This window comes from Phocaeicola acetigenes (assembly GCF_027529745.1).
Classification (GTDB): Bacteria; Bacteroidota; Bacteroidia; order Bacteroidales; family Bacteroidaceae; genus Phocaeicola; species Phocaeicola acetigenes.
On the sequence record NZ_JAPZVM010000008.1, the window covers coordinates 1 to 22,506 of the forward strand.

17 protein-coding genes and 6 tRNA genes are annotated in these 22,506 nt (G+C 42.4%); 8 read left to right on the forward strand and 15 right to left on the reverse strand.

Translation table 11 applies throughout. The features are described 5' to 3' along the window. Positions 1–337: 337 nt before the first annotated feature. The 4 genes from nspC to O6P32_RS09640 all read right to left on the reverse strand — a co-directional run bounded on the left by nspC (position 338) and on the right by O6P32_RS09640 (position 5,950). Complete coding sequence (gene nspC / locus O6P32_RS09625) at positions 338–1,504, reverse strand: carboxynorspermidine decarboxylase (RefSeq protein ID WP_269878266.1); 1,167 nt, start codon at positions 1,502–1,504, stop codon at positions 338–340. Positions 1,505–1,515: 11 nt separating this feature from the next. Further along, entirely contained in the window at positions 1,516–3,882 is a 2,367-nt protein-coding gene (locus O6P32_RS09630; RefSeq protein WP_269878268.1) for an ATP-dependent helicase, read from the reverse strand. 412 nt (positions 3,883–4,294) lie between these two features. Then, a complete protein-coding gene (locus O6P32_RS09635; protein ID WP_269878269.1) occupies positions 4,295–5,659 on the reverse strand; it encodes a PFL family protein in 1,365 nt (454 codons plus the stop codon). 18 nt (positions 5,660–5,677) lie between these two features. After that, entirely contained in the window at positions 5,678–5,950 is a 273-nt protein-coding gene (locus tag O6P32_RS09640; protein WP_178266681.1) for an ACT domain-containing protein, read from the reverse strand. Positions 5,951–6,123: 173 nt separating this feature from the next. Between O6P32_RS09640 and O6P32_RS09645 the strand changes: the two genes are divergently transcribed. The 5 genes from O6P32_RS09645 (at position 6,124) to O6P32_RS09665 (ending at position 8,796) form a co-directional block, all read left to right on the forward strand. Beyond that, positions 6,124–6,208: transfer RNA gene (locus O6P32_RS09645), tRNA-Ser, on the forward strand. Between the two features lie 30 nt (positions 6,209–6,238). Next, positions 6,239–6,311: transfer RNA gene (locus tag O6P32_RS09650), tRNA-Met, on the forward strand. A 23-nt stretch (positions 6,312–6,334) separates the two neighbouring features. Next, positions 6,335–6,407, forward strand: a tRNA-Met gene (locus O6P32_RS09655). Between the two features lie 130 nt (positions 6,408–6,537). Beyond that, a complete protein-coding gene (gene cysK / locus O6P32_RS09660) occupies positions 6,538–7,485 on the forward strand; it encodes a cysteine synthase A (RefSeq protein ID WP_269878270.1) in 948 nt (315 codons plus the stop codon). Between the two features lie 24 nt (positions 7,486–7,509). Further along, entirely contained in the window at positions 7,510–8,796 is a 1,287-nt protein-coding gene (locus O6P32_RS09665) for an O-acetylhomoserine aminocarboxypropyltransferase/cysteine synthase family protein (protein ID WP_269878272.1), read from the forward strand. Here the strand turns inward: O6P32_RS09665 and O6P32_RS09670 are convergent. The 4 genes from O6P32_RS09670 to O6P32_RS09685 form a co-directional block, all read right to left on the reverse strand. Beyond that, a complete protein-coding gene (locus tag O6P32_RS09670) occupies positions 8,787–9,431 on the reverse strand; it encodes a helix-turn-helix transcriptional regulator (protein ID WP_178265926.1) in 645 nt (214 codons plus the stop codon). The two genes, O6P32_RS09665 and O6P32_RS09670, sit on opposite strands and share 10 nt — an antisense overlap. Before the next feature lie 113 nt (positions 9,432–9,544). Further along, positions 9,545–9,619, reverse strand: a tRNA-Val gene (locus tag O6P32_RS09675). Between the two features lie 30 nt (positions 9,620–9,649). Next, positions 9,650–9,727: transfer RNA gene (locus O6P32_RS09680), tRNA-Val, on the reverse strand. A 34-nt stretch (positions 9,728–9,761) separates the two neighbouring features. After that, positions 9,762–9,836, reverse strand: a tRNA-Val gene (locus tag O6P32_RS09685). A 382-nt stretch (positions 9,837–10,218) separates the two neighbouring features. Here O6P32_RS09685 and O6P32_RS09690 point away from each other — a divergent pair. Further along, positions 10,219–11,376 (forward strand): acyltransferase family protein, encoded by a 1,158-nt coding sequence (locus O6P32_RS09690; RefSeq protein WP_269878274.1) that lies wholly within the window; start codon positions 10,219–10,221, stop codon positions 11,374–11,376. An 820-nt stretch (positions 11,377–12,196) separates the two neighbouring features. Here the strand turns inward: O6P32_RS09690 and O6P32_RS09695 are convergent. From O6P32_RS09695 to O6P32_RS09710, 4 genes are all read right to left on the reverse strand, one after another. Then, positions 12,197–12,364: a 4Fe-4S binding protein gene (locus tag O6P32_RS09695; protein ID WP_178265928.1), complete on the reverse strand. Its 168-nt coding sequence runs from the start codon at positions 12,362–12,364 to the stop codon at positions 12,197–12,199. 121 nt (positions 12,365–12,485) lie between these two features. Further along, positions 12,486–15,455 (reverse strand): glycoside hydrolase family 3 N-terminal domain-containing protein, encoded by a 2,970-nt coding sequence (locus tag O6P32_RS09700; protein WP_269878276.1) that lies wholly within the window; start codon positions 15,453–15,455, stop codon positions 12,486–12,488. Next, positions 15,456–16,301: a bifunctional metallophosphatase/5'-nucleotidase gene (locus O6P32_RS09705; RefSeq protein WP_269878277.1), complete on the reverse strand. Its 846-nt coding sequence runs from the start codon at positions 16,299–16,301 to the stop codon at positions 15,456–15,458. It abuts the gene before it with no gap. Positions 16,302–16,318: 17 nt separating this feature from the next. Next, a complete protein-coding gene (locus O6P32_RS09710; protein WP_269878279.1) occupies positions 16,319–17,089 on the reverse strand; it encodes a 5'-nucleotidase C-terminal domain-containing protein in 771 nt (256 codons plus the stop codon). Positions 17,090–17,283: 194 nt separating this feature from the next. Here O6P32_RS09710 and rplS point away from each other — a divergent pair, with 194 nt between their 5' ends. Continuing rightward, positions 17,284–17,637: a 50S ribosomal protein L19 gene (gene rplS, locus O6P32_RS09715; RefSeq protein ID WP_178265931.1), complete on the forward strand. Its 354-nt coding sequence runs from the start codon at positions 17,284–17,286 to the stop codon at positions 17,635–17,637. Between the two features lie 67 nt (positions 17,638–17,704). On the opposite strand, the gene O6P32_RS09720 is transcribed toward rplS, so the two are convergent. Genes O6P32_RS09720 through O6P32_RS09730 form a run of 3 tightly spaced genes read right to left on the reverse strand, consistent with a single transcriptional unit; the run spans position 17,705 to position 21,232 of the window. Next, positions 17,705–18,361 (reverse strand): ABC transporter ATP-binding protein, encoded by a 657-nt coding sequence (locus O6P32_RS09720; RefSeq protein WP_178265932.1) that lies wholly within the window; start codon positions 18,359–18,361, stop codon positions 17,705–17,707. 4 nt (positions 18,362–18,365) lie between these two features. Beyond that, a complete protein-coding gene (locus O6P32_RS09725) occupies positions 18,366–19,088 on the reverse strand; it encodes a tRNA threonylcarbamoyladenosine dehydratase (RefSeq protein ID WP_178265933.1) in 723 nt (240 codons plus the stop codon). Next, complete coding sequence (locus tag O6P32_RS09730) at positions 19,085–21,232, reverse strand: cation:proton antiporter (protein ID WP_269878280.1); 2,148 nt, start codon at positions 21,230–21,232, stop codon at positions 19,085–19,087. Before O6P32_RS09730 ends, O6P32_RS09725 begins: the two co-directional genes overlap by 4 nt. A gap of 202 nt (positions 21,233–21,434) precedes the next feature. Between O6P32_RS09730 and O6P32_RS09735 the strand changes: the two genes are divergently transcribed. Further along, entirely contained in the window at positions 21,435–22,445 is a 1,011-nt protein-coding gene (locus tag O6P32_RS09735; protein ID WP_178265935.1) for an aspartate-semialdehyde dehydrogenase, read from the forward strand. Positions 22,446–22,506: the final 61 nt, after the last annotated feature.

Here is a 22,506-nt window from a genome sequence, read left to right on the forward strand (position 1 = left end):
CTCGAACTCGCGACCCTAACCTTGGCAAGGTTATGCTCTACCAACTGAGCTATTTCCGCAATTATTTTAATTACACAATCGGAAGTGATTTTCGATTGCGAGTGCAAAAGTAGTGCTTTTTTCCTTATCTGCAAAAATTAGCTTCATTTTTTTTCAGAAAAGTAGATTTTTCTTGTACTTATCCCACTAAAATCTCACTTTCTGCAATCTCAAAGCAGCAAACTTTTTTATGGAATAAAACAAACAAAACCTTTATACAGAAAAAAAAACGGTTCATACCGAAGTCTACAAAGTACTTCGAGATGAACCGTACAACTGAATCAGACTATATAATCAATTAGCACATTCTGTCACGATAATCCTCATATCGGAAGGTCTTATACACTTCCAGTTCACCGTCTGTATGAAGCAAAGCAATAGACGGATGATGAATTCCGTTGAACATATTGGTTTTCACCATGGTGTAATGAATCATATCTTCAAAAACAATTCTTTCTCCAATCTGCAACTCATGATCAAACTTCCAGCTGCCCATATAATCTCCACTCAGGCAGCTATTTCCTCCCAAACGGTACACATGATCCTCAGCTGATGCTGTTTTCACTGCATCGGCAGGAAGACTTTCTGCTCCACGTACCCGAGGTTGGTAAGGCATTTCCAGGCAGTCGGGCATATGACAAGTGAAACTTACATCCAAAATAGCAGTCCGTATACCACGGCTCATTACTACATCTACAACCGATGCTACCAATGTACCTGTCTGCCATGTAAAAGCAGAACCAGGTTCCAGAATAATCTGCAAATGAGGATAACGCTCTTTCAAACCTTTTAAAAGCCCAATCAAATGCTCTACATCGTAGTCTTTGCGTGTCATCAGATGTCCTCCTCCTAAATTCAACCATTTCAACTGAGGAAACCAACGGCTAAATTTTTCTTCTATATGCTGTAAGGTCCGTTCCAATTCGTAAGAACTTGATTCGCAATGACAATGACAATGAAAGCCTTCAATACCTTCGGGCAATACCTCCGGCAATAAATCGGAAGTAACTCCAAAACGAGTACCAGGAGCACAAGGATTATACAATTCCACTTCTACCTCTGAGTATTCAGGATTAATACGTATTCCGCACGAAACACCCTCTTTCCGTGCTTGCGAAGAAAAACGTTCAAACTGAGAGAGAGAATTAAAAGTAAGATGACTGCTATATTTCAAAAATTCAGAAATATTTCTGTCAGTATAGGCTGGCGAGTAAGTGTGTGCCTTACTTCCAAACTCCTCGTAAGCCAAGCGGGCTTCATACACAGAACTTGCTGTTGTGTAATGAATGTATTCTCTGAAAATAGGAAAAGATTTCCACACCGCAAATGCCTTAAAGGCTAAAATAATTTCGACTCCTGCACGTTCTGCAACACTCTTTATCAGAGTCAGATTTTTTCTTAGCAAATCCTCCTCCATCACATAACAAGGAATATCTGCCGATTTAATTATTTTTTCTATTTCCATGTATATTTATTTTATTGATTGACAACTTTAAAACGTGCAAACTTCAACAGAAGTTGCTTTTCTCCAACATTGCGGAAACGTACTGTAGCCTTACAGTTATCACCTGTACCTTCCACACGGATTACTTCTCCCAACCCAAAACGTTCGTGTTCTATGGTCTGTCCTACCGATACACCATGCGTAGAAGCGGAAGAGGATACCGAAGTGCCTGCAGTCGGTATTTTTCTTAATGTACGGGGAGGTGCAGGTTTTACAAAGCGATGAGGTTCCTGAGGAATTTCACCTCCATCGAACATGGAAGGTGTATGGCGGTCGATATACCGCTCTTCCCTTTCCTCACGAGATGCAGAAAACAGATTACTTTGCCGGAAACGAGTAGCTCCTTCGTCTACCTTACGGGCGATAGCCTCTCCTTGTGGTAAATTCAGATAACGGGAATCTATATCACTCAGGAAACGACTTGGGTTACTAAACTCCATTTTACCATACTTAAAACGGCTTTTGGCATACGACAGAAAGCAATGTTCTTCGGCCCGGGTAATGGCTACATAAAACAAACGACGCTCTTCTTCCAGTGCTTTATATGACGAACCGGACATCGGACTCGGAAATAAGTTTTCCTCCAGACCTACCACAAATACATTCTTAAACTCCAATCCTTTGGCTGAATGAATCGTCATCAATGTAACTTGAGGGACATATTCATCTTTATCGTTGTCCTGATCGGTAAGCAAGGCAATTTCAGAAAGATAGTCCTGCAACAAAATATGCTCGTTTCCTTCTTCCTGACGGGTAGCACAAAAATCGTGCATACCATTCACCAATTCTTCTATATTTTCCTGACGGCTTAAATTCTCCGGTGAACGGTCCTGATAAATCTCACTGATAATACCCGACTGACGCACGATTTCACCTCCCAGTTCGTAGGCAGTTTTGGAAGTTGCAGCTTCTACAAATCCTGCTATCAAATCACGGAATCCCTGCAACTTGGCATGTGTACCTTTATTCAAATTGACATTATATGATAACGGCTCGCACAACACCGTCCACAGGCTTACCTTATGTATATTGGCAGCATTGATAATTTTTCCCAAAGTAGTATCCCCGATACCACGTGCCGGATAATTAATGACACGTTTTAAGGCTTCTTCATCATGCGGATTAACCGCCAGACGAAAATAAGCAATTACATCTTTTATCTCCTTACGCTGATAAAAAGACAATCCGCCATATACACGGTAAGGTAAAGCATGCTTGCGCAATGCCTCTTCAAAAATACGGCTCTGCGCATTGGTACGATACAATACAGCAAAATCATCATACCCATATCCCTCACGAGTGTGAAGTTGAGCAATTTTCCCGGCAACAATCTCCCCTTCTTCCACATCACTATAAGCACTGAAGACAGTAATCGGTTCTCCTGCCTCATTTTTCGAGAACACTTCTTTCCGTATCTGTTCTCTATTTTTCTCAATCAGACTGTTGGCCGCTTTTACAATGGTTTGGGTAGAGCGATAGTTTTGCTCCAATTTGAACAAGCGGGCATCATTATACAGCTGAGTAAATTTCAGGATATTGTCTATATTTGCTCCACGGAAAGAATAAATACTCTGCGCATCATCTCCCACCACGCAAACCTTGCGGTGAATGCCAGTCAACTGCTGCACAATACTATGCTGTGCAAAGTTTGTATCCTGATACTCATCAACCAATACATACTGAAAATGTTCGGCATAACGTCTGCAAATATCCGGATACTGTTTAAACAACAAATAGGTATACAACAGCAAATCATCAAAGTCCATTACATCACTCTGACGGCATCTTTCCCAATAAAACCGATAAATATCACGGACAGCAGGTATCTTCGCAGCCGCATCACTTTCGTATAATTCGGCATTAGCTGCATAAGCATCGGGTAAAATCAGATGATTTTTCGCGTTACTGATACGCGCCTGCACTGTTCCGGGTTTATAGACTTTATCATCCAGATGCATTTCCTTAATGATTGACTTTATCAGACTTTTAGAATCGGAAGAATCATAAATAGTAAAATTAGATGTAAAGCCTATGCTTTCTGCCTCCGTACGTAATATACGTGAAAAGACAGAATGAAATGTACCCATCCACAAGTAACGTGCCCTTTCTACACCTACCTGGCGAGAAATACGCTCTTTCATTTCACGGGCAGCCTTATTGGTAAATGTAAGAGCCAATATAGAACGGGCATCATAACCACTATCCAGCAAATACGCTATTTTATAAGTCAAGACACGTGTCTTTCCCGACCCTGCACCTGCAATTACCAAAGAAGGTCCTTCGTTATAAAGTACGGCAGCGCGCTGACTTTCATTCAGTTCATCCAAATAATTCACCATAAATATTCTGTAGATATTCTGTTTTCGAGCTTATAAGCCGACAGGGTTGCAATGGTTTTATTTCATCATACTCCTATTTTACTTATAAACCAAGTCTACCTGTTATAAGATTGACCGGTACAAAGATACGCAATTCCAGAAAAATTTTAGATAGCTATGAACAAATCAGGAGACAATATTGTTTACTTTACAAAACAAGCCTAAAATCATCAAACAAGAGTTGCATTAGATATTATTAAGGTTATAGAGAAAGGTTAATTAAAGTAGGTTTAGTTTTTAGAAATCTTCAATTCTATCAGGATAACAATTGAAGTATTTCGAGAGAAAAAGATTGTTCACAAAAAAACATCCCGTTGTTTCACTAAGAAAAACACAATTTTCACTAAGAAACAACGGGAATTTTTATGTTTTATCAGTTTTTAAAGCTATGAATAGGAGCCGGTATACGTCCTCCTCGTCCCACAAAAGCTTCACAACTAAACGAATTGACTGGCATAACCGGTGCATATCCAAGTAATCCACCAAACTCTACGGTTTCACCGACTTCTTTTCCTACGACTGGAATAACACGTACGGCTGTTGTTTTCTGATTAATCATACCAATAGCAGCTTCATCGGCAATAATACCCGAAATAGTAGCAGCCGATGTACTTCCCGGTATCGCAATCATATCCAGTCCCACAGAGCAGACACAAGTCATCGCTTCCAGTTTTTCTATAGTCAGTGCTCCGGCTTCTACCGCATCAATCATTCCCTTATCCTCACTGACCGGAATAAATGCACCACTTAATCCTCCTACATAAGAAGAAGCCATTACCCCTCCTTTTTTCACCTGATCGTTCAACAATGCCAGTGCGGCAGTCGTACCGGGAGCTCCCGGATATTCCAAACCAATTTCCTGCAAAATTTCAGCTACACTATCACCTACAGCTGGTGTTGGTGCCAATGAAAGATCTATAATACCGAAAGGAACACCTAAACGGCGAGATGCTTCCTGTGCAACCAATTGCCCTACACGAGTAATTTTAAATGCAGTACGCTTGATTGTTTCACAAAGCACTTCAAAACTTTGTCCGCGAATCTGTTCCAATGCATACTTCACAACACCCGGACCACTGACTCCCACATTAATGATAGCATCAGCTTCCGATACCCCATGGAATGCACCTGCCATAAACGGATTATCATCCGGGGCATTGCACAACACTACCAGTTTGGCACATCCCAAAGAATCGCGTTCCTTTGTAGCTTCTGCCGTGTCTTTAATAATTTCACCCATCAGTTTAACAGCATCCATATTGATACCTGTCTTGGTAGAACCGACATTAACAGAACAGCAAATACGTTCCGTGCAAGCCAAAGCCTTCGGAATAGAACGAATCAAAAGTTCATCACTACGAGTCATCCCTTTCGAAACAATCGCCGAGTACCCTCCAATGAAATTCACACCCAACTCTTCCGCCACGCGATCCAATGTCTGTGCAATCTTTACATAATCATCAGGAGTTTTACATGCAGAGCCTCCCACCAATGCGATGGGAGTAATTGAGATACGTTTATTTACAATAGGAATACCAAACTCCTTTGATATCTCTTCTCCTGTACTCACCAACTTTTCTGCATAGCGGAAAATTTTATTGTATATATTCTGACAAAGAACATCCAGATTGCTATCCGCACAATCCAACAGGTTAATCCCCATTGTAATAGTACGTACATCCAGATTTTCCTGTTCAATCATCTTATTGGTTTCAATAACCTCTGAAATATTAATCATACAAGAAAAGTTATAAAATTAAATACGATGCATTTTATTAAAGATTTCTTCACGCTGACACTTAATCTGCACTCCTATCTCATTTCCCAATTCGGCCAGCTCTGCTACAACCTGCTCAAAAGGTTTCTGCATGCGAGTTACATCTACTATCATCATCATGTTAAAATATTCCTGCACGATTGTTTGCGAAATATCCAAAATATTCACCTCATTTTCTGCCAAGTACGTACATACCTTTGCAATGATACCCACCGTATCCTTACCTACAACTGTAATAATCGACTTATTCATATTCATATATTGTTTTGTATTGTTTTTGTCAATAACAAAGGTACATATTTTCATATAAAAAATCCCATAATACTCTTTTCTTCAAAAAAAAGTGGCCAAAGTTTTGCATATTCAAAAATAATCCCTACCTTTGCATCGCTTTTGAGAAATAAGGCATCCTTCACAAGGATTTTGGAGAGGTGGCAGAGTGGTCGATTGCGGCGGTCTTGAAAACCGTTGTACCGCGAGGTACCCGGGGTTCGAATCCCTGTCTCTCCGCTATCCATTGAAAACGGAAAATCATAACATCGCGGAGTGGAGCAGTTGGTAGCTCGTTGGGCTCATAACCCAAAGGTCGTCTGTTCGAGTCAGGCCTCCGCAACTAAGCATTACTTTATTAAACATCGCGGAGTGGAGCAGTTGGTAGCTCGTTGGGCTCATAACCCAAAGGTCGTCTGTTCGAGTCAGGCCTCCGCAACTAATTTCAAAGAGAAGCCTATCGCTCCTCTTTTTTTTATTTTATCCGTACCCATCATATACCCTATTTAGGGTATTGCATCCCAATTCACTTTCCACTACTTTTGTTTTCAATATAAAAACATACAGATATGGCACGGATAAAAAAGCAACTGACCGAATTAATCGGACATACTCCATTATTACCACTGGACCGAATCAAACAACATCACCAGGTAGAAGGCAATCTTATAGCCAAACTGGAATTTTTCAACCCGGGAGGTAGCGTAAAAGACCGGATTGCACTGGCCATGATAGAAGACGCCGAACAAAAAGGACTACTCAAACCTGGCGCAACCATCATTGAACCTACAAGCGGAAACACCGGAGTGGGATTAGCATGGGTAGCCACAGTAAAAGGATACAAGACTATTCTCACCATGCCGGAAACAATGAGTATCGAACGCCAGAATCTGCTCAAAGCCATGGGGGCTGAGCTTGTACTAACCGCAGGAGAAAAAGGAATGAACGGAGCAATAGAAAAAGCCAACAAGCTTCATCAGCACACCCCCAACTCTATCATCCTACAACAATTTGAAAATCCTGCCAATCCTCAGGCACACGCAGCTACTACAGCGCAAGAAATATGGCAGGACACAGACGGAAAGATTGATATCTTTATCGCAGGAGTGGGAACCGGAGGTACCTTAAGCGGAACCGGACTTGGACTCAAGCAGCACAATCCTCACATAAAAATCATCGGAGTAGAACCTGACTCATCAGCCGTATTGTCCGGAGACAAACCAGGGCCACATAAAATACAAGGCATCGGAGCAGGCTTTATCCCCGACACTTACCATTCTGAAGTCGTCGACGAAATTATACGTGTAAAAGATAATGACGCTATCCGCACCGGAAGAGAGTTATCTCTGAAAGAAGGACTATTAGTAGGAATTTCATCCGGAGCTGCCGCATACGCCGCCATACAAGTTGCCTCCCGCCCCGAAAACAAGAATAAAAATATTGTCGTACTGCTTCCCGACACAGGAGAACGATATTTGTCAACCGTATTATATGCATTCAAAGAATACCCACTTTAATAACCCAAAAAACAAATACAACTTATGGATTTAAACAAACTACACTTCGAAACCCTCCAGCTTCATGCCGGCCAGGAACAGGCAGACCCTACCACTGATGCTCGCGCCGTACCCATCTACCAAACAACCTCATACGTATTCCATAATTCCGCCGATGCAGCAGCACGCTTTGCCCTGCAACGCCCCGGCAATATATATGGAAGACTAACCAACCCCACTCAGGATGTGCTCGAAAAACGCATAGCCGCCCTAGAAGGAGGAGTTGCCGCACTGGCTGTAGCCTCTGGAGCAGCCGCCATCGCCTATGCATTCCAGAACATCACCCAGACAGGCGATCATATTGTAGCCGCAAAGACCATCTATGGAGGTACATACAATCTTCTGGCGCACACTCTTCCCGCATCAGGGATACATACCACCTTCGTAGACCCAGAACGTATCGAGAATTTTGAAGAAGCTATCCAGACAAACACCAAGCTTATCTTTATCGAAACCTTAGGCAATCCCAATTCAAACCTCATCGACATCGAAAAGGTAGCAGACATTGCACACCGCCACCACATTCCCCTCATCATCGATAATACGTTTGGAACTCCTTATCTGATTCGCCCCATTGAATACGGAGCAGACATCGTAGTACATTCGGCTACCAAATTCATCGGAGGACATGGTACAAGTCTAGGAGGCGTTATTGTCGACTCAGGAAAGTTCGACTGGAAAGCATCCGGCAAATTCCCGCAACTTACCGAAGCAGACCCTTGTTATCACGGACTTAAGTTTACTGAAGTAGCCGGAGCTGCCGCATTCGTAACCCGCATACGCGCCATTCTGCTTCGCGATACAGGAGCTGCCATCAGCCCATTCAATGCATTTCTATTGCTACAAGGACTGGAAACACTTTCACTTCGTGTAGAACGGCACGTAGAAAATGCATTGAAGATAGTAGAATACCTAAACCAGCATCCAAAGATAGAAGCCGTACACCATCCGTCTCTCCCCGACCATCCTAATCACGGATTATACCAACAGTATTTTCCCAAAGGAGGCGGATCGATTTTTACCATCGACATAAAAGGAGGAAGCACAGAAGCACAAAAATTCATCGACAGCCTGCAGATATTCTCCCTTCTTGCCAATGTAGCCGACATGAAATCGTTGGCCATACACCCGGCCAGCACTACACACTCGCAACTCAACGAGCAGGAGTTAAAAGAACAACACATCCTCCCCGGAACTGTACGTCTGTCAATAGGAACCGAACACATAGACGATCTGATAGCCGATCTGACACAGGCCCTCGATCAGATATAATACTCCACTATATCTACAAGTCCCGCACGAAGCGCATAACGAATCGCTTCGTGCGCATTGTTCACACAAAGCTTACGAAAGATATTCTTACGATGCGTCATCACCGTATACACGCTAAGAAAACGCTCTGAAGCAATTTCCTTTGTCGATTTCCCTAAAGCCATTGCCCGAAGAATCTCTTTCTCGGTCGATGTCAAAGGTAAGACTTCTTCCTTTACCTTTTCTTTTGCATACAACCAGGAAGACACTTTCTCACAGACAAACAATCTGCCTTCCAAAGCCGCCGCAAAACATGCCTTTATTTCCTCCAAAGAAGAATCTTTCAGTAACACACTGAATCCCTCCCTGCCACACACCATGCGGCGCACAAAATCTTCACTAAGAGAATCACTGAAAAGAATAAAATGAATACCAGAAAAACGTTCCTTTAATACAAACAACTGTTCAGCCGTACAATCAAACAAAGTATAGTCGAGCACTACCACCGCATCCCTGTTTTCCAACAAAGCTTCCGACAGCTCTTTCTCACTAAAAACACGCAGTCCCTTCCCTGCACCAAATCCGTGCAGTTGCCATACAGTTTCTATTCCAATGCAAGTCACATCCTGATTATCGGCCAACACCAACGTCTTCATAAAAGTATATCTGGTAATATGTTTCTTTCAAGAAAACAACGCCAGCATAAAAAATGTTCCGAACCAAACAGATAAAAAAAGAAAAGCCTCGCATTTGCGAGGCTTATTGGAAGTGGGCGTTGACGGATTCGAACCGCCGACCCTCTGCTTGTAAGGCAGATGCTCTGAACCAGCTGAGCTAAACGCCCGAAAGGGAAATTCGATCAATAAGTTCTTTTTGGTGGGCGTTGACGGATTCGAACCGCCGACCCTCTGCTTGTAAGGCAGATGCTCTGAACCAGCTGAGCTAAACGCCCAAAAAGGCTTTCGAGAATCGATTTCATATCGGAGTGGGCGTTGACGGATTCGAACCGCCGACCCTCTGCTTGTAAGGCAGATGCTCTGAACCAGCTGAGCTAAACGCCCGTTGTATCGTTCTCGATTGCGGTTGCAAAGGTACAGCTTTATTTTAAACTTGCAAACATTTCTTGCACTTTTTTTCATAAAAAATTTCATCTTTCTTTCGCAAGCAAATATAACATTCTTATTTTCAGTAACTAACCCTTATTCACAAAATCAAAAAAAATTCAGCCCTCAATACAGTAACACACACATACCCTTGCCTCCCATCACAAAAATACCATCCATATCCATAAAACAAAATGTTCAATCCTACCCTTATCAACCCCAATAATCGGTCTTTCTTCTCAGTCCGTCCGGTCGTTTTTGTTTTAGGACAAATATTATTTCTATAAAGTTACCTACTTTTGCCCCACTAAAAACATAACTACAAAATAATTCAAATATCATGTCACACATTTCTTCAGCAGCTTTTACCGATACAAAGCCACACTACGAGCTTCTCGACGGACTACGAGGAGTAGCAGCATTACTAGTCGTATTTTACCATATTTTCGAAGGTCTTTCCTTTGCTGCCGGAGGTACATTGATTACCACCATCAATCACGGCTATCTGGCAGTCGACTTTTTCTTCATTCTTTCGGGATTTGTCATCGGCTATGCCTACGATGACCGCTGGAAAAGAAACATGACATTAGGCAACTTCTTTACACGCCGCCTGATTCGCCTTCACCCCATGATTATTATGGGAACAATCATTGGAGCTATCACCTTTTGCATTCAAGGTTCTGTACAGTGGGATGGAAGCCACGTTGCTACCTCAGCCGTTATGCTTGCCCTGCTGGCCGCCATGTTCTTTATTCCGGCCTATCCGGGAGCGGGCTACGACGTACGGGGAAATGGAGAAATGTTCTCTCTGAACGGTCCCAGCTGGTCTCTGTTTTTTGAATACATTGGAAATATCCTGTATGCCTTATTCATCCATCGTCTTTCCAACAGGGGACTGGCTATACTGGTCGCCCTTTCAGGTATCGGACTGGCCTGGTTTGCACTCTTCGACATTGTAGGATACGGCATGCTGGGAGTAGGATGGACACTCGATGGTGCCAATTTCTGGGGAGGCATGCTGCGTATGCTCTTTCCGTTTTCACTGGGTATGCTATTATCCCGACACTTCCGCCCCATAAAAATAAGAGGAGCTTTTTGGATTTGCTCGGCCGTATTGCTGATACTGTTTTGCGTTCCCTATATAGAAGGAAAATCACCGGTCTGCTTGAACGGAGTATACGAGTTGATCTGTATCGCTCTTGTCTTTCCTGCATTGGTTTGGATAGCCGCCTCCGGTAAAACTACAGACAAACAGTCTACACGCATCTGCCGTTTTTTAGGCGACATCTCGTTCCCTCTGTATGCCATTCACTATCCGCTTATGTACCTGTTCTATGCATGGCTGATAAAAAACAAGCTTTATACATTTACAGAATGCTGGCAAATGGCTGCCCTTGTATACACAGGAAGCATCCTGCTGGCCTATCTGTGCTTGAAGTGTTACGACGAACCTGTCAGAAAATGGCTTAGCCGTAAGTTCTTATCCAAAAACAAGTAATCTGTGTCCCATTCTATCCATGCTCTGCCGGATTTCAGTCCACCACAATATAGGGCATGGATAGAATTTCCAACGACTGATAAAACCCGCCCCAACTGACAAAATGTAAAAAAGAAACAACTCCCCCAACGGAGAAAAAGAAAATAACAAAATGTCAAATCAGAGGCTTCTACACGGCGCTATTCGTCTCCTCCTTCAGAAGTCATAAGAAATTTGCCCGTTTTCCGGCATTTGGAAAATTCACAAAGAAAGAGAATGCAGACATTTTCATCCCATTTTCCTACAAACAGTTCTAGTCTTTTACAATATGCCTCCAATAAATATTATTCTGAGTCTTTTTATCTTTTTCCAAACGGAGAATATTTTTCTCATAAAAAGGACTGAATAGCCACAAAAACAACATTAAAACCGGATTCTATTCACATCTGCAAACGTGATTAGTCGCGTAAGGCAACGCGATTAGTCGCACAACCTGTCGATACTTGTATCATCAGCCCATAATACAAGTACTTTTATCTTCGATTATAAGTCTCTAATTTATGCTGTATAACAGAATATTCCGCATATTTCCTCTATTTATACTCCCAAATTCCATTCGTGAGCATAAGTTTTGAGCAAAATACAAGTTAGTGCAAAAGGCTTTTTCTTTTATTTTTATTACCAAAACAAGAAAAATCACATCGATTTGTCAACCTGAGATTTCAAGACAAATCAGTAAAATCGAGCATTCTTCAAAGGCTGCAAACAGGAATATAAATAAAAATAGGCTGCTCTCTTAACGAGAACAGCCTATATTAGTTTGTCATAAGACGATTATCGATTATCCCAAGCTGATAGCTTCAGAAGGACATACATCTGCACATGTTCCACATTCTGTACACATTTCTGGGTTGATAGAGTATTTATCACCTTCAGAAATTGCGCCAACCGGACATTCATCGATACAAGTACCGCAAGCGATACAATCGTCACTAATTACGTAAGCCATTGTAGTAAAAGTTAAGTTATTATAGTAGTACTAATTCGTTATTGCAAAGGTAAACAATTTAGCTTATGTTGTAACCTCCACATAGCAAAAACTACTATATTTATACTTATTCTAAATAAACTCATTTCTTTAAAGACTGATACATTGCCTGTTGCATACGAGGACGAATATTCAGCTTCATCAAAAGATTCCGTCCAAAAGCTTCCGGATAAATACGATTGCTAAGAAAAACAAAAACCAGATTATTATCCGGATCGGCCCATGCACACGTACCGGTAAACCCGGTATGACCAAACACAGTTGCGGGAGCTTCTGCCGCACAAGGACTGGCTTCTGTATCCTTCATATCCGGTTTGTCGAAACCCAAGCCTCTCCGGCTATTCTTCGACTTCATCGTCATAAACAAATCGCAAGTATTACGGCTTAAATACCGACGGTCGCCGTAAATTCCCCGATCCATTATCATCTGAAAAATGGCAGCAACCTCACGTGCCGTAGAAAAGAGACCGGCATTGCCGGAAACCCCTCCCAACAAGGCTGTAGCCTCATCGTGTACATACCCTTGCAATACACCGCCACGCAAGAAATCTTCTGCCACAGAGGGAACAATCTTCTCCTTTTTAAAACGATTCAGAGGATTATAAAGCGTGTGTGTCAACCCCATGGGTTTATAAAATACACTATCCAAATAGCTGTCCATCGGCATTCCCGATATATTTTCAACCATTTCTTTCAGCAGCATAAAATTCAAGCAACTGTAACGGTATGAACGATTTTTGAGAGGAGCATCAGCCAACTCTTTCAGAACCAAATCCCGAAACTCCTTTTTGATAAACAAGCTGTCGGCAATCTGCAAAGGATAGTCTGCAGAATACGTTCTGGAAATCCATTCCGGCTTATACTTATAATCGGTAGAGATATACAAGCTGGGAGCAATCTGTATCTGGTGAGACTCATCCTTCCTTTTCGAATAAAGCCCTCCCTTGCAGCTTTCCTTATCAATTACCTCCATATAAAAAGGTAAATAAGAAGGTAGTCCGGATTCATGATACAACAACTCCTGTACAGTAATATTCTGCTTGTCGGTACCTGCAAGCTGAGGTACATAACGGCTGATTTTATCGGTCAACCCTAATCGTCCTTCATCATATAACTTCATCACGGCAAGCAAAGTCCCCGTAGCCTTACTCAATGAGGCCAGATCGTACAAATCATTTTCTGTGACCGGACTTGAAGCTTCGTCATAAGTAAAATGTCCGAAACATTTATTATAAACAGGATATCCCTCTTTCTGTATCAATACATGACAACCCGGAAAAGCCCCCGCACGGATTCCTTCTTGTGCAATACTATCAATAGACGACAAGACGCGAGAATCCAATCCAAAATCTTCAGGTTTAAAGCGACGCGGACGATCCGGATCAAGGACTATTCCGGTACCTGCTGTCCAAAGCCCTGACACGCCCACCGACAAGCGTCCGTCGATACAAGTCTTTCCTGTTATTGCATCTGCTACATATCGCTGTACAGATGGAGTATCCGTATGAGCCAATACTACAGCCGTAACCTTTTCCATTACCGACGGAATTTTCTCCAATGACTTCTGAGAGGTAAAACAAATAAAAACCACATCTTTTTCTCCGGCAATTTCCTTTATCAAGCGAGCATAAGGGGTACAATCTTTCTCATATAAGGCCACAATTACCCGCTGCGCAGCACGAAGTTTCTGACGAATAACCGACAAGGAATCCGTATTGGCCCGCATCCAGCTAAGGTCTACCGTTTCGCGCAACCGTTGATAAAAAGGAGCAGATTTTGTCAGCGAAGAAGATACACTCAACAAAACCGTTCCGGATAACGACAAGTCTAAGGGCAGCACATAATCTGAATCTTTCAGCAAGGTAACCGCTGCCTTATCCAAATCCTTCATCAACTTTTCCGTATTATCAGTATAAATACGTTGTTTTAACCCTTCGGTACGAATTTCCGGACGAGTGTTCATACCCAAGGCATATTTATAAGTCAACACCTTGCGACATTTCTGATTGATTGTTTCTTCGGATAATTTCCCGCTTCGGATAGCAGCCAGTACACCGTCCAATTCCCTCTTCAGATTACGGGTAGCAAGCAACATATCATTGCCGGCAATCAAAGCTTGTGCACAGAGATCCGTACTTCCGGAAATACCTTTCATAGCCAGTGCATCGGTAAATGTCAAACCGGAGAATTTCAGTTCGCCCTGCAACACTCCCCGCACAATATCCGGTGAAACCGATGCGGGCTTTTTCCCCAATGCCGGCACATTCAAATGCCCGGCCATCATTCCACTAATACCGGCATTTATCGCCTGCCTGAAAGGCAAAAGTTCCACACTGTCCAAACGGGCACGGTCGAAATTCAACACTGGAAGTGCATGATGCGAATCGACTTCAGTATCTCCATGACCTGGGAAATGCTTACATACAGCCATTACTCCTCCATCTTCCAAACCTCGTGAATAAGCAATCACCTTCCGTGCGACTTCGCGGGGATTACTTCCAAACGAACGGGTATTGATAACCGGATTCTTCGGATTGTTATCCACATCGGCTACCGGAGCAAAATTCACACAGACTCCAATCTCGCGCAACTGACGGGCTACTTCCCGCCCATAACGATACAGCAAGGTATCACTCTGTATACATCCAAGTACCCGGTTTCTCGGGAAAGCAGGAAACTCTTTCAATCGCATGGCCAGCCCCCATTCCCCATCGAAAGTAATCATCAAGGGGACTTTAGCCATTTGCTGTGCCCAATTTGTAAGCTGCACCTGTTTATCGAGTGTGCCACCGGAAAACAGAAGTCCTCCCACAGCATACTCTTTCACAGCCTGCGCTATATTCTCCTTGTTCTTCTGCGTAGTAACCGGAGCTACCGTATGGATAAACAGTTGCCCGATTTTCTGCTTCAGAGTCATCCCGGCAAGCTGTTCCTCTACCCATTTGTTACAAGCAACCGTATCTTTTATATGGCTCAATATGCCTGTTGTCTGTGCAGACAAAGCCATACCTATACACAAAAGCCATATACTACATATAAATCGTCTGTTCATTTATTTTTCTTTCTCAAGTTTCAACACTACTTTACCTACAAAGGCTGCATTCTTGCCCATTTGCTGCAAGGGGATTCGCTCTCCATCCAAATTTTCATAAAACTCCGGTTTTTCAAAATAAGAATGAGAATGTCCTCCCAATACCAAATCAATATAACGAGTGTTTTCTATCAGAGAGATATCCGAATAAGGATCATCTTTCCATCCCAGATGAGAAAGGCAGATAACCAAATCGCAATGTTCTTTTTCTTTCAAAAAGGCAGCCACACGCTGAGCCTCCGAAACAGGGTCTTCGAACTTCACATCACCATAGCATTCGGCAGCAACCAATCCTTCCAGTTGAGGACCAAGACCGAAGACTCCAATCTTCAATCCCTCCCGATTGAGAATCACATATTCCTTTACCAATCCTTCGAGTACGGTACCCGTCACATCATAATTGGCACAAACAATAGGGAAATTAGCCAATTTGAACAAACGAGCCATGTTCTCCAATCCGAAATCAAACTCATGATTGCCTATTGTACCGGCATCATAACCCATCTCGTTCATCAGTTTCACTTCCACCTCTCCCTTAAAGAGATTATAATAGGGAGTACCTTGGGAAAAATCGCCGGAATCGAACAACAGTAAATCGGGATGCATTCTTCGCTGCTCCTTTATAAAAGTAGCCCGACGTACCAATCCGCCCTTTCCAGCCAACAATGTATCCTGATAATCTTGCGGAAAGGCTTCTACCCTGCTATGCATATCATTGGTATGAAACACATACACTTCTTTGGTCTTTTGTGCTGTTGCAACAACAGCAAACAGGAAAAACAATGCAGTCAAATAAATTTTTTTCATCCTTATACCCTCCTTTACTATTGTTCCACAATACGTCCTTCAATCTTTGCACGTACAGGCTTTCCCTGTTTCTCACAACGCTTTACATAATCAATAAACAAATCACGCAAAATGGCATCGGAAGGTATGGTCTTGTTTACAGCTTTTTTAAATGCTTCCAAGCGATCGTTTCCTTCAGCAAGATAATCAATAGTAGCCACTTTATATAGTTTTTCAGACTCGATGTTCCGCCCTCCGACTTTAGCACTCAAGAGCTTTCCATCTTTCGAGATAACCAATTTTGCTCCACTCAGTCCTTCGCCATGCACGGCTGCCATCTGCCCAAACAACTCCAACAAATCTTCTCCTTTCATTTCTACTACCACCAAGGCATTCTGAAACGGACTTATTTCATAGATGGAACTGACTGTAATAGCTCCTGCATTCAGAATATTACGAATACCTCCCATATTCATCACACCGACTTCAGGAAGCACTCCTGTCTTTATCTCTGCACTTTCACGCAGCACATCTGCAATCAAGTTCGACAGAGGAGACTCCGGACGATACGCTTTCAACACTTCGGGAGCATAACCTATAATAGGAGCCATCACCGCATCTACACTATCTTTATAAGACTTGACAATCTGCAGAGCTGCTTGATCTGCCTGTCTGTCATACGTGTCAGTCATGGCAACTCTTCCTCCTTCTACCGATACCAACGAATAACTGGAAGTACATGCAGTATTTCCTATTACACAGGCCAGCAAAGCAGACATTGCCACTTGCTTCATACAATTCAGTTTCATACAATATTCATTTTATTTTCAAAAGTAACGAAAAAAAGTAAGCCCTACAACGTTTTATTTCCAAAATATCCCATAAACGTTTGGCTATATGCCGAAAAATCATTTACTTTGCACCGCTTTCGCGCAATCGCTGTCAAAGAAGAGTTACTTGATATGTTGCGTTGTAACGATAAACAATTTAATTTTAAAAAACAATGGATTTAATTAAAATTGCAGAAGAAGCATTTGCTACTGGTAAACAACATCCTTCATTCAAAGCTGGTGACACAATCACAGTAGCATACCGTATCGTTGAAGGTAGCAAGGAACGCGTTCAGTTGTATCGCGGTGTTGTTATCAAAATCTCAGGTCACGGTGAAAAGAAACGTTTCACTGTACGTAAAATGTCAGGAACTGTAGGTGTAGAACGTATCTTCCCTTTGGAATCTCCGGCTATCGACAGCATTACAGTTAATAAGGTTGGTAAAGTACGCCGTGCTAAATTGTACTACTTGCGTGCTCTTACTGGTAAGAAAGCCAGAATTCAGGAAAAACGTGTTAACGCGTAATTCCCCAAACTTATTATTCCTACATAAAAAAACTCCTGCCGTCATTGACAGGAGTTTTTTTATTTCCTTAAAGTGAAACAACCCGGCCATCTATCAGATGAATAGTACGGTCTGTTTTCGAAGCCAAGTCTTCGTCATGGGTTACAATGACAAAAGTCTGGCCCAGTTTATCACGTAAATCGAAAAACAGACGGTGCAGTTCCTCTTTGTTTTGTGTATCCAGACTTCCCGAAGGCTCATCGGCCAGAATAACCGAAGGATGATTAACTAAAGCACGGGCTACAGCCACACGCTGCTTCTCTCCTCCCGACAGTTCTGCCGGTTTGTGCGATACACGAGAAGACAATCCTAAGAAATCCAGCATTTCCATAGCCGATTTACGAGCTGTACTTGAAGAAACACCTTGAATCAAGGCAGGTATCATTACATTTTCCAATGCTGTAAACTCGGGCAATAACTGGTGAAACTGAAAGACAAAACCAATCTCCCGGTTTCGAAAAGCTGAAAGTTCCTTCTCCTTCATCCGGCTGACGTCTGTTCCGTTCAACCAGACCTGTCCGCTATCCGGTCTATCCAATGTGCCCATTATTTGCAGTAAAGTAGTCTTTCCTGCTCCACTGGGTCCCACTATACTTACAACTTCTCCTTTTTCAATCGTAAAACTTATTCCCTTCAACACCTGTAAAGAGCCGAAGTTTTTCGTAATACTTTCTAATTGTATCATATGATCAGATTTTACGAATTACATATTCAGCAAGATAACATCCAAATACCGCCGGCATATAGCTAACTGTTCCTGCTGTTGATTTCTTGTTTTGTTCATTGTCTACCAGAATCACCGCATGTTCATCAGCCTGTTCCGTACTGAAGACAACAGGCAACTTCCGCTTCATTCCCATCTTCTGCAAGCGTTTCCGAACCGCCTTACTCAATCCGCAATGATAGGTTTCCCACAAATCGGCAAAACGTATCTGAGTGATATCCCGTTTGGCACCTGCTCCCATGCTGCTTACAATTTTAAGTCCTCGCTGAAGTGCATGATAGATGAGATAACACTTAGGGGCAACCGTATCGATAGCATCGACAATAAAATCGAAAGAAGCACTATCCAACAACTCCGGAATAGCCTCATCCTTTAAATATACAGGCAAGACATTCAGCTCCAACTCCGGATTAATATCCTTAAACCGCTCGGCCAATACCTCTGCTTTTGGTCTTCCCAATACAGAATGAGTGGCAGGAAGCTGACGGTTGATATTGCTGGGCTGAACAGTATCGGCATCTACAATGGTCATTTTTCCCACTCCTGCTCTGCAAATCATTTCGGCAGCATAGGCTCCTACTCCTCCCAGTCCAACAACTAGCACATGTGCCCGACGCAGACGTTCCATCTTTTCCTCTCCCAGCAACAGTTCTGTACGCTGTTGCCAATCTTTCTTTATTTCACTCATGAATTTTTCTTAAACCATTTATAAAACCAGTTACCTACTTTATCATAATACTGAGTTTCAGCCCAGCCACGTGGATCGGAGAAAGAAAGACTCTCGTTCGGGTCTCCTTTCTGTTCCGGATAAAGCACCATGATACTGTTGTTATTAAAATACTTGGAAATCTGATTCGGCAGTTTTTCGAAAGCCGAATCATAAGAAATGGAGCCACGACGTGCACTGACAATAACCAACAGATGATCATAGTTCACTTGTCCGGTCAGAATCAACAAGTCATCCCAGTTTTCCAACTCAGAGAAAACAGCTCTTGTTTCTTTATGCTTCTGTTGAATATAACCTTTGATATACCCCAATGTACGGGCTTGCGCATAAAAATGTACACGGCATCCCAACTGTCCGCTCATTCTACACATATGAGTAATCCACTTCATAAAGCCATGCTCAAACTCAGCTTTCGGAGGTACAGCTACAATGATACGCCTCAACGTATTCACAGGAATAAGGAAGCGGGCTACCATCACCTGCAAATAAGTATTCTTCAACAAATTTTCCGTCAAACTTCCGAAAAAAGAGTCAACAATACTCACCTTATAATGCAAACCAATGATGATATTGGTCGCTTCATGTTCTTTAGCTGCATGCAGGATTCCTGTTGTAATATTTAAATCGAAACGGCTGACTGTTTTCAAGTCCACATTTGCAGAGGCTGTAATCTGCGCCGCACGCTCCAGATTACGTTTTCCCCTCATCTCCTGTTTGACAGCCGAGTCACTATTATCATTAATTACACTCAAAGCAACCAGATTGTTGTTCATTTTACCATCCCGTACCACCAATCCAAGATTCATCAAATTTTCTACAGTTTCCGGATTGGCAACCGGTATGAGGAAACATTCCTTCTCCTGTTTTTTTTCATCGGTTACAGCCGCATCATCCATAGCAATACGTTTCGCTGCATGTTCCGTAATGAAAGAACTAACTACACACGTTACCAATATAAGCAGAATTGTTCCATTCAGTACATCTTCATTCAGCAAGCGTTCGCCCGAAGGAAGAATAATATTATATCCGACCAACACTGCAGCCAATGTAGCAGCAGCCTGAGCATTACTCAATCCAAACATCAGTTCACGTTCCAATGCCCGCATCTTATAAATCTTCTGTGTAAGCCATGAAGCAATCCACTTTCCTAGCAGAGCCACCACAATCATTACCACAGCTACTTTAACCGAGTCGATATGTCCAAATAAAACGTTGACATTAATCAACATCCCCACGCCGATAAGGAAATAAGGAATAAACAAGGCATTTCCGACAAACTCCAGATGACTCATCAAAGGAGAAACATGAGGTATCAGACGATTCAATACCAAACCAGCCAAAAAGGCTCCCAAGATTCCCTCCATACCGACAAACTCCATCAGACCGGCTCCAAGGAAAACCATGGCCATCACAAAGATATATTGCACGACATTGTCACTGTAACGACGGAAAAACCAACGTCCGATACGGGGAAAGGTAAACATAATAACCGCACTGAGCACAACGACTTTCAATACCAGCCATATCCAGAACATTTCGGAAGTCTCACCTTTATACATACCTCCAATCACAGCCAGCACTAACAAAGTCAGCGTATCAGTGACCGCCGTACCTCCTACAGCTATGCTGACAGCCCTTTGCCTGTTAATACCGTAGCGAATCACAATCGGATAAGCAATCAAGGTATGTGAAGCATACATACTGGCCAGCAGCACAGAAGTCATCAAACCGTAGTTCAGCAGGTTCAGATTCGTCCAGATACCTATACCCAATGGAAAGATAAAAGCCAGCAATCCCAAGACCGTAGCCTTAACACGGATGCTCTTAAAATCTTCCATATTCATTTCCAGACCAGCCAGAAACATGATATAATACAACCCTACCTTACCGAACAATTCAAAACTACTGTCGCGTGCCAGGATATTGAACCCATGCTCCCCTATTACCACACCGGCCAGAATCATACCAATAATATGCGGAATGCGAAGCCGTTCCAGTACTATCGGCGCAAACAAAATGATGACCAATACCAAAAAGAATATCCATGTAGGATCTGTAATAGGAAAACTTATATCAAAATTCATCAAATCGAACAGTTCTTTCATAAAACAGATAAGCTATTTTCATTTTAACAACAAAATTACAAAAAACTTCCCATTTCACCGAGTTTATATTTAATAATGTCTTATTTTTGCAGTCAGTTAGAGAATTGCAACATTTTGCATTACAAAAAAGCAATATAACATTACATAAAGTCCGATAACTGGATAAAGAACTAACATTAATCAGAAAATAAAAACGAAGAAAATGAAAGTAGCAATTGTTGGTGCGAGCGGAGCCGTAGGTCAAGAATTCCTGCGTGTGCTCGAAGAAAGAAACTTCCCTGTCGATGAATTAGTATTGTTCGGTTCTACACGTAGTGCCGGAAAGAAGTACACATTCCGTGGAAAAGAGATTGAAGTGAAACTTCTGCAGCACAACGATGACTTTAAAGGTGTAGACATTGCCTTTACTTCTGCAGGTGCAGGAACTTCTAAAGAATTTGCTGATACTATCACCAAGTATGGTGCAGTAATGATCGACAATTCAAGTGCGTTCCGTATGGATAACGATATTCCATTGGTAGTACCTGAAGTAAACGCTGAAGATGCACTGAACCGTCCGAGAGGTATTATTGCCAACCCGAACTGTACTACTATTCAGATGGTTGTAGCACTGAAAGCTATCGAAAACCTGACACACATCAAACGTGTACACGTATCTACTTATCAGGCTGCCAGTGGTGCCGGTGCAGCTGCTATGGACGAATTGTACGAACAATATCGTCAGGTATTGGCAGGAGAGCCTGTAAAAGTAGAAAAATTTGCTTATCAGTTGGCCTTCAACCTGATTCCTCAGATTGACGTATTTACTGAAAACGGATATACAAAAGAAGAAATGAAGATGTACAACGAAACACGGAAAATCATGCACTCTGATATACAGGTAAGTGCTACTTGTGTACGTGTACCTGCTCTTCGTTCTCATTCAGAAAGCATCTGGATTGAAACAGAACGTCCGGTATCTGTAGAAGAAGCACGCAAGGCTTTCGAAGAAGGAGAAGGACTGATTCTGATGGACAACCCGGAAAAGAAAGAATATCCGATGCCATTGTTCCTTGCAGGAAAAGACCCTGTATATGTAGGACGTATCCGTAAAGACCTGGCAAACGAAAACGGATTGACGTTCTGGATTGTAGGTGACCAGATTAAGAAGGGAGCAGCCTTGAATGCTGTACAAATCGCAGAATATCTTATCAAAGTAAAGAATATCGGATAAGTCGAGTCCGGTTATCATAGGCGTCCCACTGCCGTGGGACGGTCGTACCATTGTAATGAGA

Coding starts and splice junctions, on each gene's coding strand:
- nspC (WP_269878266.1), bottom strand. CDS start 1,504: ATGGAAATAGAAAAAATAATTAAATCGGCAGATATTCCTTGTTATGTG.
- O6P32_RS09630 (WP_269878268.1), bottom strand. CDS start 3,882: ATGGTGAATTATTTGGATGAACTGAATGAAAGTCAGCGCGCTGCCGTA.
- O6P32_RS09635 (WP_269878269.1), bottom strand. CDS start 5,659: ATGATTAATATTTCAGAGGTTATTGAAACCAATAAGATGATTGAACAG.
- O6P32_RS09640 (WP_178266681.1), bottom strand. CDS start 5,950: ATGAATAAGTCGATTATTACAGTTGTAGGTAAGGATACGGTGGGTATC.
- cysK (WP_269878270.1), top strand. CDS start 6,538: ATGGCACGGATAAAAAAGCAACTGACCGAATTAATCGGACATACTCCA.
- O6P32_RS09665 (WP_269878272.1), top strand. CDS start 7,510: ATGGATTTAAACAAACTACACTTCGAAACCCTCCAGCTTCATGCCGGC.
- O6P32_RS09670 (WP_178265926.1), bottom strand. CDS start 9,431: ATGAAGACGTTGGTGTTGGCCGATAATCAGGATGTGACTTGCATTGGA.
- O6P32_RS09690 (WP_269878274.1), top strand. CDS start 10,219: ATGTCACACATTTCTTCAGCAGCTTTTACCGATACAAAGCCACACTAC.
- O6P32_RS09695 (WP_178265928.1), bottom strand. CDS start 12,364: ATGGCTTACGTAATTAGTGACGATTGTATCGCTTGCGGTACTTGTATC.
- O6P32_RS09700 (WP_269878276.1), bottom strand. CDS start 15,455: ATGAACAGACGATTTATATGTAGTATATGGCTTTTGTGTATAGGTATG.
- O6P32_RS09705 (WP_269878277.1), bottom strand. CDS start 16,301: ATGAAAAAAATTTATTTGACTGCATTGTTTTTCCTGTTTGCTGTTGTT.
- O6P32_RS09710 (WP_269878279.1), bottom strand. CDS start 17,089: ATGAAACTGAATTGTATGAAGCAAGTGGCAATGTCTGCTTTGCTGGCC.
- rplS (WP_178265931.1), top strand. CDS start 17,284: ATGGATTTAATTAAAATTGCAGAAGAAGCATTTGCTACTGGTAAACAA.
- O6P32_RS09720 (WP_178265932.1), bottom strand. CDS start 18,361: ATGATACAATTAGAAAGTATTACGAAAAACTTCGGCTCTTTACAGGTG.
- O6P32_RS09725 (WP_178265933.1), bottom strand. CDS start 19,088: ATGAGTGAAATAAAGAAAGATTGGCAACAGCGTACAGAACTGTTGCTG.
- O6P32_RS09730 (WP_269878280.1), bottom strand. CDS start 21,232: ATGAAAGAACTGTTCGATTTGATGAATTTTGATATAAGTTTTCCTATT.
- O6P32_RS09735 (WP_178265935.1), top strand. CDS start 21,435: ATGAAAGTAGCAATTGTTGGTGCGAGCGGAGCCGTAGGTCAAGAATTC.